This is a genomic window from Tabrizicola sp. M-4, assembly GCF_051132405.1.
GTDB lineage: Bacteria > Pseudomonadota > Alphaproteobacteria > Rhodobacterales > Rhodobacteraceae > Paragemmobacter.
Window position 1 is genome coordinate 1,048,138 of the sequence record NZ_CP128606.1, and the last position, 15,548, is coordinate 1,063,685.

Annotated in this window: 16 protein-coding genes and 1 tRNA gene; 7 read left to right on the forward strand and 10 right to left on the reverse strand. The window is 66.2% G+C overall.

What is annotated here, in order from left to right; translation table 11 throughout:
• The first annotated feature begins 224 nt into the window (after window positions 1-224).
• From TabM4_RS05055 to TabM4_RS05070, 4 genes are all read left to right on the forward strand, one after another.
• Window positions 225-536, forward strand: coding sequence for an ETC complex I subunit (locus TabM4_RS05055; protein WP_434619346.1), 312 nt, complete (start codon window positions 225-227; stop codon window positions 534-536).
• Window positions 536-997, forward strand: a complete 462-nt coding sequence (locus tag TabM4_RS05060) for a GNAT family N-acetyltransferase (RefSeq protein ID WP_434619348.1) — start codon at window positions 536-538, stop codon at window positions 995-997. The genes TabM4_RS05055 and TabM4_RS05060 overlap by 1 nt, the downstream gene beginning before the upstream one ends.
• Window positions 998-1,039: 42 nt before the next feature.
• Window positions 1,040-1,116 (forward strand) — tRNA-Arg (locus TabM4_RS05065).
• Between the two features lie 170 nt (window positions 1,117-1,286).
• On the forward strand, window positions 1,287-2,396 hold the full coding sequence (locus tag TabM4_RS05070) for a glycosyltransferase family 4 protein (RefSeq protein WP_434619351.1): 1,110 nt from the start codon (window positions 1,287-1,289) through the stop codon (window positions 2,394-2,396).
• Between the two features lie 62 nt (window positions 2,397-2,458).
• Here the strand turns inward: TabM4_RS05070 and TabM4_RS05075 are convergent, their stop codons facing one another.
• Window positions 2,459-2,812: a cupin domain-containing protein gene (locus TabM4_RS05075; protein ID WP_434619354.1), complete on the reverse strand. Its 354-nt coding sequence runs from the start codon at window positions 2,810-2,812 to the stop codon at window positions 2,459-2,461.
• A gap of 112 nt (window positions 2,813-2,924) precedes the next feature.
• Here TabM4_RS05075 and TabM4_RS05080 point away from each other — a divergent pair, with 112 nt between their 5' ends.
• Window positions 2,925-3,515 carry a GNAT family N-acetyltransferase gene (locus TabM4_RS05080; protein WP_434619357.1) on the forward strand — a complete coding sequence of 197 codons (591 nt, stop codon included), beginning with the start codon at window positions 2,925-2,927 and terminating at the stop codon, window positions 3,513-3,515.
• A gap of 31 nt (window positions 3,516-3,546) precedes the next feature.
• On the opposite strand, the gene TabM4_RS05085 is transcribed toward TabM4_RS05080, so the two are convergent.
• The 7 genes from TabM4_RS05085 to TabM4_RS05115 form a co-directional block, all read right to left on the reverse strand.
• Window positions 3,547-4,794, reverse strand: a complete 1,248-nt coding sequence (locus tag TabM4_RS05085; protein WP_434619360.1) for a mandelate racemase/muconate lactonizing enzyme family protein — start codon at window positions 4,792-4,794, stop codon at window positions 3,547-3,549.
• Between the two features lie 137 nt (window positions 4,795-4,931).
• On the reverse strand, window positions 4,932-6,143 hold the full coding sequence (locus TabM4_RS05090; RefSeq protein WP_434619363.1) for a TCR/Tet family MFS transporter: 1,212 nt from the start codon (window positions 6,141-6,143) through the stop codon (window positions 4,932-4,934).
• A gap of 37 nt (window positions 6,144-6,180) precedes the next feature.
• Window positions 6,181-6,909 (reverse strand): alpha/beta fold hydrolase, encoded by a 729-nt coding sequence (locus TabM4_RS05095; protein WP_434619366.1) that lies wholly within the window; start codon window positions 6,907-6,909, stop codon window positions 6,181-6,183.
• Window positions 6,902-7,690 carry a 3-oxoadipate enol-lactonase gene (pcaD, locus tag TabM4_RS05100; RefSeq protein WP_434619369.1) on the reverse strand — a complete coding sequence of 263 codons (789 nt, stop codon included), beginning with the start codon at window positions 7,688-7,690 and terminating at the stop codon, window positions 6,902-6,904. The genes TabM4_RS05095 and pcaD overlap by 8 nt, the downstream gene beginning before the upstream one ends.
• A gap of 68 nt (window positions 7,691-7,758) precedes the next feature.
• Complete coding sequence (locus TabM4_RS05105; RefSeq protein WP_434619372.1) at window positions 7,759-8,730, reverse strand: threonine ammonia-lyase; 972 nt, start codon at window positions 8,728-8,730, stop codon at window positions 7,759-7,761.
• The gene (locus TabM4_RS05110) at window positions 8,727-9,551 is read right to left on the reverse strand and encodes an alpha/beta fold hydrolase (RefSeq protein ID WP_434619375.1); all 825 of its coding nucleotides are present in this window, start codon (window positions 9,549-9,551) and stop codon (window positions 8,727-8,729) included. The genes TabM4_RS05105 and TabM4_RS05110 overlap by 4 nt, the downstream gene beginning before the upstream one ends.
• A complete protein-coding gene (locus tag TabM4_RS05115; protein ID WP_434619378.1) occupies window positions 9,548-10,222 on the reverse strand; it encodes a haloacid dehalogenase type II in 675 nt (224 codons plus the stop codon). Before TabM4_RS05115 ends, TabM4_RS05110 begins: the two co-directional genes overlap by 4 nt.
• Window positions 10,223-10,345: 123 nt before the next feature.
• Here TabM4_RS05115 and TabM4_RS05120 point away from each other — a divergent pair, with 123 nt between their 5' ends.
• A complete protein-coding gene (locus tag TabM4_RS05120; RefSeq protein ID WP_434619381.1) occupies window positions 10,346-12,124 on the forward strand; it encodes an ABC transporter transmembrane domain-containing protein in 1,779 nt (592 codons plus the stop codon).
• Between the two features lie 116 nt (window positions 12,125-12,240).
• Window positions 12,241-14,130 (forward strand): acyl-CoA synthetase, encoded by a 1,890-nt coding sequence (locus tag TabM4_RS05125; protein WP_434619383.1) that lies wholly within the window; start codon window positions 12,241-12,243, stop codon window positions 14,128-14,130.
• A 12-nt stretch (window positions 14,131-14,142) separates the two neighbouring features.
• Here TabM4_RS05125 and dtd read toward each other — a convergent pair whose 3' ends face one another.
• Together dtd and TabM4_RS05135 are read right to left on the reverse strand one after the other, a co-directional pair.
• On the reverse strand, window positions 14,143-14,577 hold the full coding sequence (dtd, locus tag TabM4_RS05130) for a D-aminoacyl-tRNA deacylase (RefSeq protein ID WP_434619386.1): 435 nt from the start codon (window positions 14,575-14,577) through the stop codon (window positions 14,143-14,145).
• Entirely contained in the window at window positions 14,574-15,497 is a 924-nt protein-coding gene (locus TabM4_RS05135) for a carbohydrate kinase family protein (RefSeq protein WP_434619389.1), read from the reverse strand. The genes dtd and TabM4_RS05135 overlap by 4 nt, the downstream gene beginning before the upstream one ends.
• Between the last annotated feature and the right edge of the window lie 51 nt (window positions 15,498-15,548).

Consider the following 15,548-nt stretch of genomic DNA (forward strand, 5'->3'; position numbering starts at 1 on the left):
TTCCGGAGTTTTGTAGAAAATGCCGCATCCCAAGGTTGCATTTCATGCGGAATCGCGAGATGCTTTCAGGGCAAGCAGCAAGGCTGTCGGCCGGTCGCACACACCCCACCCACACTCCCCGTGACCGGTCGGCAGTCCCTTTTCCCGCAGGGGATGGGGCATCCTGCCGCTTGCATCCCGCCCGTCTTTTCGCCAAAACACCCCTGCACGAACAGGAGGTTCCCATGCGCGCCCGCATCTATCAGCCCGCCAAGACCGCGATGCAGTCCGGCACGGCCAAGGCCAAGGGTTGGGTTCTGGAATTCGCGCCCGCCTCGGCGCGCGAGGTGGACCCTCTGATGGGCTGGACCTCCAGCGACGACACGCAGGCGCAGGTGAAGCTGCGCTTCGACACGCGCGAGGCGGCAGAGGCCTATGCGACGTCGAAGGGGATCGAATTCGACGTGATCGAACCGAAAGAGCGCAAGCCGGTGATCCGCCCGCGCGGCTATGGCGAGAATTTCGCGACCGACCGCCGCGGCGCTTGGACCCATTGATGGACATCACCATCACCGAGGAAAGCCCGACGGGGGCCGACCTGCGGCTTCTGTTCGAACGGCACACGGCGGATATGCATGCCGATACGCCGCCCGAGTCGATCCATATGATGGATGCGTCGGAACTGGCCATTCCCGAGGTGCGCTTCTTCGTGATGCGCGATGTGGGTGTGCCGGTGGGGATGGGGGCCTTCAAGCGCATCGATGATGGCCATGCCGAGATCAAGTCGATGCATGTTCTGGCCGAGCTGCGGGGGCGCGGACTGTCGCGCCGGATGCTTCAGCATCTGCTGGATGAGGCGAAGGCCACCGGCTATCGCCGCCTGAGCCTTGAGACGGGGGTGCAGCCCACCTTCATCGCGGCGCGCGCCTTGTATGCCAAGGCCGGTTTCACCGAATGCCCGCCCTTCGAGGGGTATTGGGATGATCCGAATTCCGTCTTCATGACCAAGGCGCTCTGACCCCCTTGCCTGACAGGGCGCTGTCGGCCAAAAGGGGGCGACGGTCCCGTAGCTCAGTTGGATAGAGCAGCCGCCTTCTAAGCGGCGGGTCGGGGGTTCGAATCCTCCCGGGATCGCCAATTCATCCCCTGCATGCGCGATTGCGCCGAGTTCGGAGCAAATATCTGCAGATTTGCAGCTGTTTTCCGACTTTGGTCGGAAAAGTTACCCTAGATTGTGTTGACCGCTTTCGCTCAACCTGTCACGGTTTTTGGCAACTTGTTTCGATCTGGTTCGTGGGGGCGATCAGATGCGGAAGCTGCGCATTCTTCAATATGGTCCGACCGCCTACAGGGGGGGCGTCGCCGTGGCGATTGCAGACCTGTGCCGTGGTCTTGCCCAAGACGGGCATGAGGTCGGCCTTGTCTGCAACGGCGGTGAGGTGCTCAATCGTCTTGACGGTTCCGGGGTAGAGGTCTTTCTGCAGAATTGGGTCAGCGGGGCTAATGCCCTGCCGTCGCAGGCCATGGGTCTGGCGCGCGTGCTGCGGTCGTTTCGGCCCGACATCATCCATACCCATGGGCGCAGCGGCTCCATGGCAAGCACGCTGACCGGGCGCTATCCGGATGTGTTTACGCTCCATAGCAGCACCTTCACCCAAAGCGTCGGCATCGTTGACAAGGGGCCGCTCCGAAGACTGCTGTCCCCGATGGGGCGCAAGGTCATCGTCCTGAACGATGCCACACGCGCCTATTGTCGGCAGGAATTGGGCCTCGCGGATGACAGGATCTTCACCGTGCTGAATGGCGTCGATGTCGCGCGCTTCGCCCCGGCAGATCCGGCACGTCGTGAGCGTTTGCGCGCCGATCTTGGGATCGGGCCGGGGCAGACGCTGGTTCTTTATGTGGGCCGTTTCCACCCGGAAAAGCAGCCGGAGGCCGTGGTGAAACTTGCGGATGCGCTTCGGTCGCGCGGGAATGACGACGTGCGCTTCGTCATGATTGGGGACGGGGAATTGCGGGACCCGATGGCCGCGATGGTGTCGCAACTCGGCCTGACGGACCGGATTTCCATCCTCGATTTCCGCGATCCCGTTGCCGCCTATCAGGCGGCCGATCTTCTGGTCATGCCCAGCCTGCATGAGGGGTTCGGTCTGGTGGCCATCGAGGCCATCGCCAGCGGCTGCCCTGTGCTGCGCACGCGGACCGGCGGCTTTCATGAGACGATCGTTGACGGGGTCACCGGATATGGTTGCGATGTTGCGGTCGAGGATTTCGTCGCAAAGGCGATCAGCGTCCTTGATGATCCGGCAGGGCGCGCCCGTGTGGCAGAGAACGGGCGGCGCAAGGTTCTGGCGGACCTGACGCTGGAGGCGCATGTGAGGGGGACGGTGGATGTCTACCGCGCGGCGGTCGCCTGACAGGGGGCTTGGGCCGCCGCGAAGGCCGATCCCAAGCTGGAGGCCCGCCCGCCGGAACGAGGCTATTTCAGCTTGATGCAGAAATGCTTGCGGACCGGTTCTTCGATCTTCCACGTCCCCGCGAAACCGGGCTCCACCACGAAGCCGTCGCCGGGGCGGAGCGTGACGGGGGCGCCGCCGTCGGGGGTGATGGTGATCTGGCCGTCGATCAGGTGGACGAATTCGTAGAATTTGTAGGTGGCATGCCAGGTGCCGGGGGTCGCTTCCCATGTGCCGCTGATGACGCTGCCGTCGATGGAGGTGTGCTGCACCCATGTCTTCATGGTGGGGGTGCCCTCGACCTTCGCCCAGCCGTCGAGATCGGTCAGCAGGGGTTCGGGGCCGGGGGCGGGAAAGCGGAAGACCATGTCGGGCATCGGGGCGCTCCTGAGATGCGTTTGATCCTTGGTAGGGGCTGGCCGGGGGGCTGGCAAGGGTGATGGGGGCTTGTGCGGGGCGGCCTGTGGGGTAAGTCACGGGCGAAGGTTCATGGAGGCGTGGCGCATGGTGGCGATCCGGGCGGCGGTGGCGGCGGATGCGGAGCATCTGGTGCGGTTCATCAACATGGCGGCGGATGACCTGCCGCTGCATTTCTGGAAGCGGTCGGTCGGGCCGGAGGGCGACCCTTGGGCCTATGGGCGCGAGCGGGCGGCGCGCGAGACGGGCGGGTTCTCGTACCGCAACGCATGGCTGGCCGAGGTGGAGGGCGAGGTTGCGGCCTGTCTTTTGGGCTATCCGGCGGAGGATGAGCCTGCGCCGATCGATCCGGATACGCCGCCGATATTCGTGCCGCTCTTGGAGCTGGAGGCGCTGGCGCCGGGGTCTTGGTATCTGAACGTGCTGGCCACCTATGAGGCGTTCCGGGGGCGGGGCTGCGGGTCGGCGCTGCTGGCCCATGCCGAAGAGGTGACGCGCGGGCTGGGGCGTCGGGTGGTCAGCCTGATCGCCGCCGATACGCATCGGGAGGCTCTGCGGCTTTATCAGGCAAAGGGGTATCGCGAGGTGGCGCGGCGGCCGGTCGTGAAGGGCGACTGGGGGGTGGATGCGTCGGAATGGATCCTGTTCATCAAGTCGATCTGACGCGCAGGGCCGCAAGGCCCCGCGCGCGGTGTCAGGTCTTGTGCGGCAGGGTCGAAGGCGCGCCGCCTTCGAAGCGGTTGCCGTGGCGGTAATCGCAGGGCGCTTCCTGCATTTGCAGATGCAGGCCGGTCCCGGTGAAGGGATGGGCGCGGGCGACCTCCTCGTCGAACTCGATCCCAAGACCGGGGGCTTCGGGGGGGAGGATGTAGCCATCCTCCCATTTGATCGAATTCTTGATCAGTTTCTGGTGGAAGGCGCCGCCGGTTTCGATGGTCTCCGCGATGAGCAGGTTGGGGATGGAGGCCGCGAAATGCACATTCGCCGCCCATTCCACGGGGCCTGCGTAGAGGTGGGGGGCCATCTCGGCGTTGAAGATTTCGGCCATGGCGGCGATTTTTTTCGCCTCCCATATGCCGCCGACTCGGCCTAGGGCGGGTTGCAGGATCTTGACCCCGCCTGCGCGGAGGAGGGTGCCGAATTCGGCCTTGGTCGTGAGGCGTTCTCCGGTTGCGAGGGGGACGCGGACGGATTTCGCGACTTCGGCGAATTCCAGCAGGTTGTCCGGCGGGATCGGTTCTTCGTACCAGAGCGGGTTGTAGGGTTCGAGTTCGCGGCCCATGCGGATGGCGCCGGGCGTGGTGAATTGGCCATGGGTGCCGAAGAGGAGGTCGGCGCGGTCGCCCACCGCCTCGCGGATCGCCTTGCAGAAGGCGACCGAGCGGGTGATGTCGGACATGGCGGGTTCGTGGCCGCCGCGGATGGTATAGGGGCCTGCGGGATCGAATTTCACCGCCGTGAAGCCCATGTTCACGAAGCGCAGCGCGGCCTCGGCGGCGGCGTCGGGGTCCACCCAGAATTCGGCGCTTTCCTTGCCGGGTTCGGGGTAGAGATAGGTGTAGCTGCGGATGCGGTCGTTCATCTTCCCGCCTAGCAGGGCGTAGACGGGGCGGTTTCGCGCCTTGCCCAGAATGTCCCAGCAGGCGATTTCCAGCCCCGCGAAGGCGCCCATGACGGTGGGATCGGGGCGCTGGGTGAAGCCTGCGGAATAGGCGCGGCGGAACATCAGTTCGATGTTTTCGGGGTTCTCGCCCAGCATGTGGCGTTCGAAAACGTCCTCGATGACGGCCTTCATCGCCTTTGGCCCGACGGTGGAGGCGTAGCATTCGCCATAGCCCACGATGCCGTTGTCGGTGGTGAGTTTCGGAAAGATCCAGTAGCGGCCGCCCCAGCCGGGGAAGGGGGGCGCGACGACGAAGATTTCGAGGTCCTTGAGCTTCATGGTCGGCCTCCCGTCTGTGGCTGGCCGGGTCCGGGGGTTTTGCACCCCCGGACCCCCGCAGGGTATTTCTCTCCGGGTCGAAGCTAGGGGCGGGTTTGGCGCGGGGCGCGGAGTTTTGCGACCTGTAGGTGACGCTTTCAGGCTTTGCTTCGGCCCGTGACGTGGAGGATCAGGCAGAGGAGCATGAGGGCGGAGGCGAGGAGGAAGGGTGCTCCGGGCGAGTAGACGGGGGCATCGGGGGCGGTGAAGGCCGCGAAGGTGTTGGTCATGATGAGCGGCGAGGTGATCATGGCGATGGCGTTCAGCGAGGCGAGGACGCCTTGCAGTTCGCCCTGTGCGTCGGCGGGGGCGGCGCGGCTGGCGAGGGCTTGCAGGGCGGGGGTGACGACGCCGCCAAGCGCCGTGATGGGGGTGATGATGAGGGCGTGGGTGCCTTGGGTGACGAGGCCCAGGGCGGCGAGGGTCGTGACGTCGACCCACATGCCGTAATGGACGGCGCGGTGTTCGCCGAAGCGTTTGATCAGGGGGCCGACGAGCAGTGCCTGACCCACGGCGAAGCTGATGCCGTAGAGGGCGAGGGAGAGGCCCACCATCGTGCTGTCCCAGCCGAAGCGGGCCTGTCCGTAATAGGCCCAGATCGTCGGGTAGACGTTCATCGCGATGCCGAGGATCAGGAAGCAGGTGAGGACGCGTTTCAGGCTGGGGAGTTTGGAGACGGCGCGCAGCGCGCCCAGCGGGTTGGCGCGGGCGAGGGAGAAGGGGCGGCGGGTGGGGTCGGTCACGGTTTCGGGCAGGACGAAGTAGCCGAAGACCATGTTGGCGAGCGCGAGGGCGGCGGCGGCGTAGAAGGGGGCGTGGAGGTCGATGGAGGCGAGGAGGCCGCCGATCAGCGGGCCTGCGACGAAGCCCACGCCGAAGCAGGCCCCGATCAGGCCGAAGCGCGCGCCGCGTTTTTCGGGCGGGGTGATGTCGGCGATATAGGCGGTGGCGGTGGAATAGGTGGCGGCGGTGATGCCCGCGACGATGCGGGCGGCCAGCAGCAGCCAGATCGTGGGGGCGATGGCCATGACGAGGTAGTCGATGGACATGACGAGGAGCGAGATCAGCAGGATGGGCCGTCTGCCGTAGCGGTCGGAGAGCGAGCCGATGATGGGGCCGAAGAGGAACTGCATCACGGCGTAGGAGGTGGAGAGGATGCCTCCCCATATAGCGGCCTGCGAGAGGGTGCCGCCCGTCACGCTTTCGATCAGGTCGGGCATGACCGGGAAGATCAGGCCGATGCCGATGGCGTCGATGGTGATCGTGATCAGGATGAAGGCGAGGGCGAGCTTTTCGCGGCGGTCGGACATGGGGCTTCCCGTTGGGTTGGAGGGAAGCTAGCGCGTGTCACGTCCGGTTGACAGTAGGGCGGCGCGAAATCGTGTCGATGTGGCGGGCGAGGGCTTCGGGGGCGGAGAAGAAAGGGGAGTGGGAGGTGGGGAGGGTGAGGATGTTTTGCGGGGGGAGTTGGGCGGACATGGTTTCTTGGTATTCGGGCGGGATCGCGCGGTCGTTGGTGCAGCGGATGTAGAAGCGGGGGAGGGCTTCGGCGCGGGAGGTGTCGGGGATGGGGGTTTCCTGCGGGCGGATGGGTTGGGGGCAGAGGCGGGTTCGAGCAAGGGCCACGTCTTCGGGCGGGCAGTCGTGGTAGAAGAGCGCGGGGGATTGGTCGGCGTCGAAGGTGAAGGTGGTGCGGGTGTCGTCGATCCGGAACGCCCCGGCGAGGGGTTGGCGGGGGCCTGCCTTGCGCATTTGCGCGAGGGTTTGGCCGGGGCGGGGGAGGTAGGCGCAGAGGTAGATGAGGGCGGCGACGCGGTCGGGGGCGCGTTGGGCGGCGGCGGTGATGGGGAAGCCGCCCATGCTGTGGCCGAGGAGGATCGTGGGGCCTTGGGTCGCCTTCAGGATGGCTTCGGCGTAGAGGTCGAGGGTGACCTCGGCCGCAGGGGTGGGGTCGTCGCCATTGCCGGGGAGGTCGATGGCGCGGGCGGTGTGGCCGAGGGCCGCGAGCGCGGGGATGGTGCGGTGCCAGCACCATGCGCCGTGGGCTGCGCCGTGGATCAGCAGGATGTCAGGCATGGCCGATTTCCGTCAGGAACTGGGTTATGACGGCGGCATATTCGGCGGGTTTCTCGACGGGCGGGATATGGCCTGCGCCCCGGATCAGGGCGAAGCGGTGGCCTTTGATCAGCTCGGCCGTTTCGCGGATCAGGTCGGGCGGGGTGGAGGCGTCGTTGGCGCCTGCGATGGCGAGGGTGGGCAGGGTGAGGGTGGCGGTGGTTTCGTAGAAATCGGTTCCGGCGATGGCCGAGGCGCAGCCGGACCAGCCTTCGGGGTTGGTGTTCAGGAAGAGGGTGGAGAGGCGGGGGAGGGCGGGGTTGTCCCGCCATTTTCGGCCCAGCCAGCGTTCCATCGTGGCGTCGTGCAGGGCGGACATGCCGCCTGCGCGGATGGCGGCGATGCGGTCCTGCCATTGCTCGGGGCGGCCGATCTTGGCTGCCGTGTTCGACAGGATCATCGCGCGGACGAGGTCGAGGCGTTTCACGGCGAGGCCTTGGGCTATGAGGCCGCCGATGGAGAGGCCGAGGACGACGGCATCCTTCAGCGCGAAATGGTCCATCAGGCGTTCTGTGTCTCGGATCAGCGCGCCCATGGCATAGGGGGCGGGGGGGACGTCGGACAGCCCGTGGCCGCGCAGGTCGAAGCGGAGGATGCGGAGCGTCGGGGGCAGGAGGGGGATGAGGTCGTCCCAGATCGCGGCGCTGGTGCCGAGGGCGTGGATCAGGACGAGGGGGGCGCCGTCCTGCGGTCCGGTCAGGTCGGCGTTCAGACGGAGGTCGGGGAGGAAGACGGGGGGCATGTTCGGAAGGGGAATCTTTTTGGGGGCTTTCACGGGCTTGCGGGACGGTTTCGGTTCGAAAGGGTAAGTCAGTCCGGGAAGCGGTCGAGGGCCGTGCGGAAGGTTTCCGGGTCCACGTTGCCGCCGGATGCGGTGACGATGACAGTGTCGGGCAGGTCGTCCCGATGGATTGCGGCGGCGAGGGCTATGGCGCCGCCCGGTTCGAGGACGATGCGGAGATGGGTGAAGGCGAGGGACATGGCGCACAGCGCCTCGTCATCCGTGGCGGTGAGGCCGGGGCCTGCGAGGCGCTGGAGGATGGGGAAGGTGAGCGCGCCGGGTTGGGGGGTGAGGATGGCGTCGCAGATCGATCCGGTGGGGGCGGCGTTGCGCTGGATGCTGCCTGTGGCGAGGGAGCGGGCGACGTCGTCGAAGTCTGCGGGTTCGGCGGTGCGGACTTGCAGGCCGGGGGCGCGGGCTTCGAGGGCGAGGGCGATGCCGGCGGAAAGGCCGCCGCCGCCGCAGCAGGCGAGGACGGGGGCGTCATGGATGCCGAGGGCGGCGGCCTGCTCGGCGATTTCGAGGCCGGTCGTGCCTTGGCCTGCGATGACATGGGGGTCGTCGAAGGGTTTGATGAGCGTGAGGCCGCGTTCGGCGGTCAGGCGGTCGCCGATGGCGTCGCGGTCTTCGGTGGCGCGGTCGTAGAGGATGACTTCGGCCCCGTAGGCGCGGGTGTTGGCGATCTTTACCTGCGGGGCGTCGGCGGGCATCAGGATCACGGCGGGGATGCCGTGGCGTTTGGCGGCAAGGGCTATGCCTTGGGCGTGGTTGCCGGAGGAATAGGCCATGACGCCTTTGGCGCGCGTGGCGGGCGGGAGGGCGGAGATGGCGGACCAGCCGCCGCGGAATTTGAACGATCCGGTGAGTTGCAGGCACTCGGCCTTGACGAAGATGCGGCGGCCTGCGGCGGCGTCGAGGAGGGGGGCGTTGAGGAGGGGGGTGACGCGGGCGTGGCCGTGCAGGCGTGACGCGGCGGCTTCGATCAGGGCGAGGGTGGTCATGCGCAGGCTTTCAGGAAGGCTTGGATCGCGCTGAGGCTTTCGGGTTCGTCGAGGAAGGGGATGTGGGCGCGGTCGGGGACTTCGGCGAAGATCATGTCGGGGCGGCGGCGGAGCATTTCCCGTGCGGTTTCAGCGGTGAGAAGGTCGGAGTTGGCACCGCGGATCAGGGCGAGGGGGAGGCCCGCGCAGGCGTCGAAGAGCGGCCAGAGGTCCACGGGCGGGCCGTCGAAGGCGGCGAGGAAGGCGTCGCGGAGGGCTGGGTCGTAGGTGATTTTGAGGCCGGTTCCGGTTTCGGTGTAATGCAGCCGCGCTTCGGCAAGCCAGCGTTCGGGCGGGACATTGGCGAATCCCGGCATATTGCGGGGCAGGGCGGCGGCGAGGGTTTCGTGATCCTTGGAGGCCGGATTGCGACCGACATAGTCGAAGATGCGGGTCAGGCCGGGGCGGTGGATTTCAGGGCCGATGTCGTTGAGGCATAGGCCGATGAGGCGCGGCTTGGCCAATGCCGCAAGCAGCATGCCGATCAGCCCCCCGCGCGAGGTGCCCAGCACCGCCGCGCGCCCGACCCCGAGATGATCGAGCAGCGCCAGCGCATCCTGCGCCTCTTGCGGGACGGTATAGGTGGCGGCACCCGTCCATTCGCTTTGCCCTCGCCCGCGGTAATCCATGCGGATCAGGCGGAGCGGGGGAAGGTGCGGGCGGAGATAGTCGAAATCGCCCAACGTGCGTGTCAGGCCGGGCAGGCAGAGCAGGGGAAGACCCGTGCCCTCGTCGGAATAGGCGAGATGCGCCCCGTCGGGGGCCATGAAGAATTGCGTCATGCGATCAACCGGGGAAGGTGGGACAGGTCGGGGATTTCGTGAAGTGCCCTTTGCGGGAGCCTGTCCGGCGGCATGGACTGGCGGTTCACCCATGCCGTGGCAAAGCCGAAACGGGCGGCCCCGGCGATATCCCAGCCATTGGACGAGACGAAGAGAACCGATTGCGGGCGCGCTCCGGTGGCTGCCTCGACAAGGGCATAGACGGAGGCGTGGGGTTTGTAGATGCGCAGGGGGTGGACGGAGAGGATGGCATCGAACGTGCCGGTCAGGCCCGCCGCCTGCGTGGCCTGTGCCAGCATTCCGGGCGTGCCATTGGACAGGATGACAGGGCGCAGGCCGCGGCGTTGCAGCGCCTGCAGGGTTGCGGGCACCTCGGGGAAGGCATCGAGCCGGTCGTAGAGCGAGAGCAGGCGTGCAGGCAGATCAGTGTCGGCAAGGCCCTGCGCGGCGAGCGCCCAATCCAGTGCCTCGGCGGTGACGGTGCGGAAATCGGCATAGGCCCCGGTGAGGCTGCGGAGCCATGTGTATTCGAGCTGTTTCCGACGCCAATCCTCGGCCAGACGGGGCCAGAGGGAGGCGAGGCGCGGGTCATCCTGCGCGGCCCGGCGGGCGGCAGCGTTGATGTCGAACAGCGTGCCATAGGCATCGAAGACGATGGTCGTGATCGGCATGAAGCCCCTCCTTCACGCAGTCTTGCACAGGGGAAAGGCGGGGGTAAGGGGGCGCGACCTTCGGGGCGCTTGCCGTGGGCGCGGGCATTTCCTAAACCCCAAGGCGCGCAACAGGGAAGAGACATGGCACGCGACGATACGGCGCAAGCACGCCCCGGTTCCAAGAAGGTGGGGGCGTTGCGGGGTTTGGCCCCGTTCCTGAAGCCCTATCGCGGCATGACGCTGCTTGCCGTAGGCGCCTTGGTCGTGACGGCGGGGATGAGCCTTCTGTTGCCCCTTGCCGTGCGGCGGGTGGTGGACGGGTTCAACGAGGATGTCGCGCTGCTGGACCAGTATTTCGCCGCCGCGCTGGGCATCGCCGCGCTTTTGGCGGTGGGGACGGGGGTCAGGTATTACTTTGTCACCAAGCTGGGCGAGCGGGTGGTGGCCGATATACGCCGCGCCGTGTTCGACCGGGTAATGGGGATGAGCCCCGCCTTCTTTGAGCGCTTGATGACCGGCGAGGTGGTCAGCCGGATCACCACGGATACCACGCTGATCCTGTCGCTGATCGGGTCGTCGATCTCGGTCGCGCTGCGGAATGTGCTGATGCTGTTGGGGGGGCTGCTTTTGCTGTTCCTGACATCGGCGAAGCTGACGGGTCTGGTCTTGTTGATCGTGCCTGCGGTGGTGGTGCCCATCATCGTGCTGGGCCGCCGCCTTCGGGGCCTGAGCCGGGAGTCGCAGGACTGGATCGCGAATTCCTCGGGCACGGCATCGGAGGCGTTGGGGTCGGTGCAGACGGTGCAGGCCTTTACCCATGAGGGGCGGACGCGGGCGCAATTCGCGGAAGTGACCGAGAAATCCTTTGGCGTTGCGCAGACCCGCACACGGGTGCGGGCGGTGATGACGGTTATCGTCATCTTCCTGACCTTTACCGGGATCGTCGGTGTGCTGTGGATCGGGGCACGGGACGTGCGGGCAGGCATGATGACGCCCGGCGAATTGGTGCAGTTCGTGATCTATGCCGTGATGGTGGCGGGTTCCGTCGGCGCGCTGTCGGAAATCTGGGGCGAGGTGCAGCGGGCGGCGGGCGCGACAGAGCGTCTGGTGGAACTGCTGAACAGCGAGGATCCGGTGCGCGATGCGCCTTCGGTGAAGGCGCTGCCGCGCCCGGTGCGGGGCGAGATCGTCTTTGATGACGTGACCTTCCGCTATCCGGCGCGGCCGGAGGTTTCGGCCTTGAACGGGGTTTCCCTGCGGGTTTCTCCGGGCGAGACGGTGGCGCTGGTCGGGCCGTCGGGGGCGGGGAAGACGACGATCCTGCAGTTGTTGATGCGGTTCTACGACCCGCAGCAGGGCACGGTGCGGTTCGACGGCATCGATCTGCGCGACATGGCGCGCGCCGATTTCCGCCGCGCCATCGCGATGGTGCCGCAGGATCCGGTGATCTTTGCCGCCTCGGCGCGTGAGAACATCCGTTTTGGCCGCCCCGATGCCACGGATGCCGAAGTGGAGGCCGCTGCGCAGGCGGCGGCGGCGCATGACTTCCTGACGGCGCTGCCACAGGGCTATGACACCTGGCTGGGTGAGCGCGGGGTGATGCTTTCGGGCGGGCAGAAGCAGCGCATCGCCATTGCGCGGGCGATCTTGCGCGATGCGCGGGTGCTGCTGCTGGACGAGGCGACATCGGCGCTGGATGCGGAGTCCGAGCGCGCGGTGCAGGCGGCGGTGGACGTGCTCGCGGAAGGGCGGACCGTTCTGGTGGTGGCGCACCGTCTGGCAACGGTGAAGCGGGCGGATCGGATCGTCGTCTTCGATCATGGCCGCATCGTCGCGGAAGGGACGCATGAGGCGCTGGTGGCGGAAGGTGGGCTATATGCCCGTCTGGCGCGGCTGCAATTCACCGACGGGCAGGCCTGAGGCATCTGACGTTGCGTTTCGTGCCGCTTGCAGCCTTGCAGGCGGGCCTCTCAGCCATCACATTCGGTTGAAATCCCCCGGGAGGAACAAGGGGGGCGGCCAGGGGAGGATGCGTTTTGGGTGAATTCGCCAATCTTGCGGATGTGAAAGCGATCGAGGCGGAAATGCCTTGGGAGGCGCGCGGCATGGCGCGCACGATGCATGAATTCCTAAGCCGCGCGAAGGCCGCGCATGGGACGCGGCCGGCGATCAGCTATCAGATCCTGTCGGGGCCGAAGGAAAAGGCCGAGACGCTGACATGGAACGGGCTGCATGCGAAGGTGACGCAGGCGGCGAACCTGTTCCGCAGCCTTGGCGTGGGTGAAAAGGACGTGGTGGCCTATGTGCTGCCCAACAGCCTTGAGACCGCGGTCACCCTGCTGGGCGGGGCGGTGGCGGGGATCGTGAACCCGATCAACCCCCTGCTTGAGGCCGAGCAGATCAGCGCCATCCTGCGCGAGACGAAGGCGAAGGTGGTGGTCACGCTGAAGGCCTTCCCCAAGACCGACGTGCCGCAGAAGGTGGCCGAGGCGGTGAAGCATGCGCCTTCGGTCAAGACGGTGCTGGAGGTGGATCTTGTGCGCTATCTGGCGCCGCCGAAATCCTGGATCGTGCCGCTGATCCGGCCCAAGAACCCGATCAGCCATACGGCCAACGTTTTGAATTTCAACGCAGAACTGGCCAAGCACCCGGCGGACCGGCTGACATTCGAGGACCGGAAGGACGACCGTGTGGCCGCCTATTTCCACACGGGCGGGACGACGGGGATGCCCAAGGTCGCGCAGCACAAGGTTTCCGGCATGGTCTATAACGGCTGGCTGGGGCAGCGTTTGCTGTTCAAGGAAACCGATTGCGTGATGTGCCCGCTGCCTTTGTTCCATGTGTTCGCGGCCTATCCGATCTTGATGTCGATGATCGCGTCGGGCGCGCATGTGGTGTTTCCCACGCCTGCGGGATACCGGGGTGAGGGGGTGTTCGACAATCTGTGGAAGCTGATCGAACGGTGGAAATGCAGCTATCTGATCACCGTTCCCACGGCGCTTGCCGCGCTGATGCAGCGGCCGATTGATGCCGATATCTCCAGCCTGAAGAATGCGTTTTCGGGATCGGCCCCGCTGCCCATCGAGCTTTACAACCGGTTCTACAAGGCCACGAATGTCGAGATCGTCGAGGGGTACGGGCTGACGGAATGCACTTGCCTCGTGTCGGTCAACCCGCCGGGGGGGACGAAGAAGATCGGCTCGGTGGGCCTGCCCTTCCCGCATACCCATGTGCGCATCCTGCACAAGACGGCCGAGGGATTCCGCGAATGCGCGGTGGATGAGGTGGGCGAGATCTGCGTCGCCAATCCCGGCGTGTTCGAGGGATCGACCTATACGGAGGTGGACAAGAACAAGGACCTGTTCGCCGAGGGCCGCTTCCTGCGGACGGGCGATCTGGGGCGGATCGACGCCGAGGGGTATCTGTTCATTACGGGGCGGGCGAAGGACTTGATCATCCGGGGCGGGCATAACATCGACCCGGCGGTGATCGAGGAAGGGTTGATGAAGCATGAAGCGGTGGCATTCGTCGGGGCCATCGGGCAGCCGGATGCCCATTCGGGGGAATTGCCCTGCGCCTATGTGGAATTGGTGAAGGGCAAGGCGGTGGGCGTGGATGAGCTTATGGCCTATGCCCAGACCCATATCCACGAACGCGCCGCCGTGCCGAAACATATTGAAATCCTTGCGGAATTGCCGAAAACGGCGGTGGGCAAGGTGTTCAAGCCGGACCTGCGGCGCAAGGCCATTACCCGCGTCTATGACGCGGCGCTGGCCGAGGCCGGGATCGCCGCCCATGTCGCCGAGGTGGTGGAGGACAAGAAGCGCGGCCTCGTGGCGCGGTTGATGCGGAATGGCCCGGTCGATCATGCACGGGTGCAGGATGTGCTGGGCGGGTTCACTGGCCCATGGGAGTGGACGGACTGACGCCTGCGGGCGTCAGACTTCCATCCAGATCGTCACGGGGCCGTCGTTGTTCAGGCTTACGTCCATGTCTGCGCCGAAGATGCCGTTTGCGGTGGGAATGCCTTCATCCTGCATCAACCGGGTGAAGAGTTCGTAAAGGCGGCGTCCTTCGTCGGGCTTGGCGGCGGTGGAGAAACCGGGGCGGTTGCCGCGCAGGTCGGCGGCAAGGGTGAATTGCGAGACGATCAGCGCCGATCCGCCGATATCGCGAATGGAGAGGTTCATCTTGCCCTGATCATCCTTGAAAATCCGCAGCTTGGCGATTTTCGCGGCGAGTTGGCGGGCCTTTTCATCGGTGTCGCCCTCCATCGCGCAGACGAGGATCAGGAGGCCGGGGCCGATTTCGCCGGTGATTTCCCCGTCTACCGTGACCGAAGCGCGGGAGACGCGTTGGAGGACGGCCCTCACAATTCGTTCCGCCAAGGCGGGTTGGCGCCGGGGCGGGAGACGGTGACGGCGGCGGATTTCGTGCCGAGCGTCAGGGCGGCGTCGAGGGTGGCGTCGGAGAGCGTGGCGAGGGCGGATTTGGTCAGCGAGCCTGCCTCGTGCAGCGCCGTCAGGGCGCCTGCGTTGAAGGTGTCGCCTGCGCCGACGGTGTCGGCGACGGTGACTTTCGTGGCAGCGACGAAGCGGTTTTGCGTCGCCGTGATGGCCCGTGCGCCTGCCGCGCCTTCGGTGATGAAGACGAGTTTCGGCCCCTTTTCAAGGAGTTGGCGGGCGAGGGTCGAGACGTCGCCTGCGCCCAGAATCCAGTGCAGGTCTTCGTCCGAGAGTTTCACGATATCGGCGCGGGCGATCATCCGTTCGATGCGGGCGCGGTACTCGGTTTCCTTTCCGGCGATGAAGCCGGGGCGGATGTTGGGGTCGATCATCGTGACGCGGGTGGGGGCTTCGTGGGTCTGAAGCGCCTCATAGGTGGAGGCGGCGGGGTCGTTCACCAGCGAGATGCCGCCGAAGAAGAGGGTGGAGATGGTGGAGGGAAGGGTCGGGAGCTGGTCCTGCGACAGCAGGCGGCCTGCGGTGTTTTCGTCGTAGAAGGCATAGGTGGCCTGACCGTCCACCAGTTTGACGAAGGCGACGGTGGTGGGGCGGTCGGAGCGGGCACAGTATTGCGTGTCGACCTTCGACGCCTCCAGCGTTTCGGTCAGGATCTGGCCGAGCATGTCATTGGAAATGCCGGAGAAAAAGGCGGAGGGCGCGCCGAGGCGGCCCAGCGCGATGGCGGTGTTGAAGACCGCCCCCCCGGCATAGGGAGAGAAGGCCGGTTCGCCCAGCGTGGTGGTGCGGGGCAGCATGTCGATCAGGGCTTCGCCACAGCTGAGAATCATCGGGGCCTCCTTTGCTTGGGCCAGACCTTAGCGGATATCGCGATGTTAGCG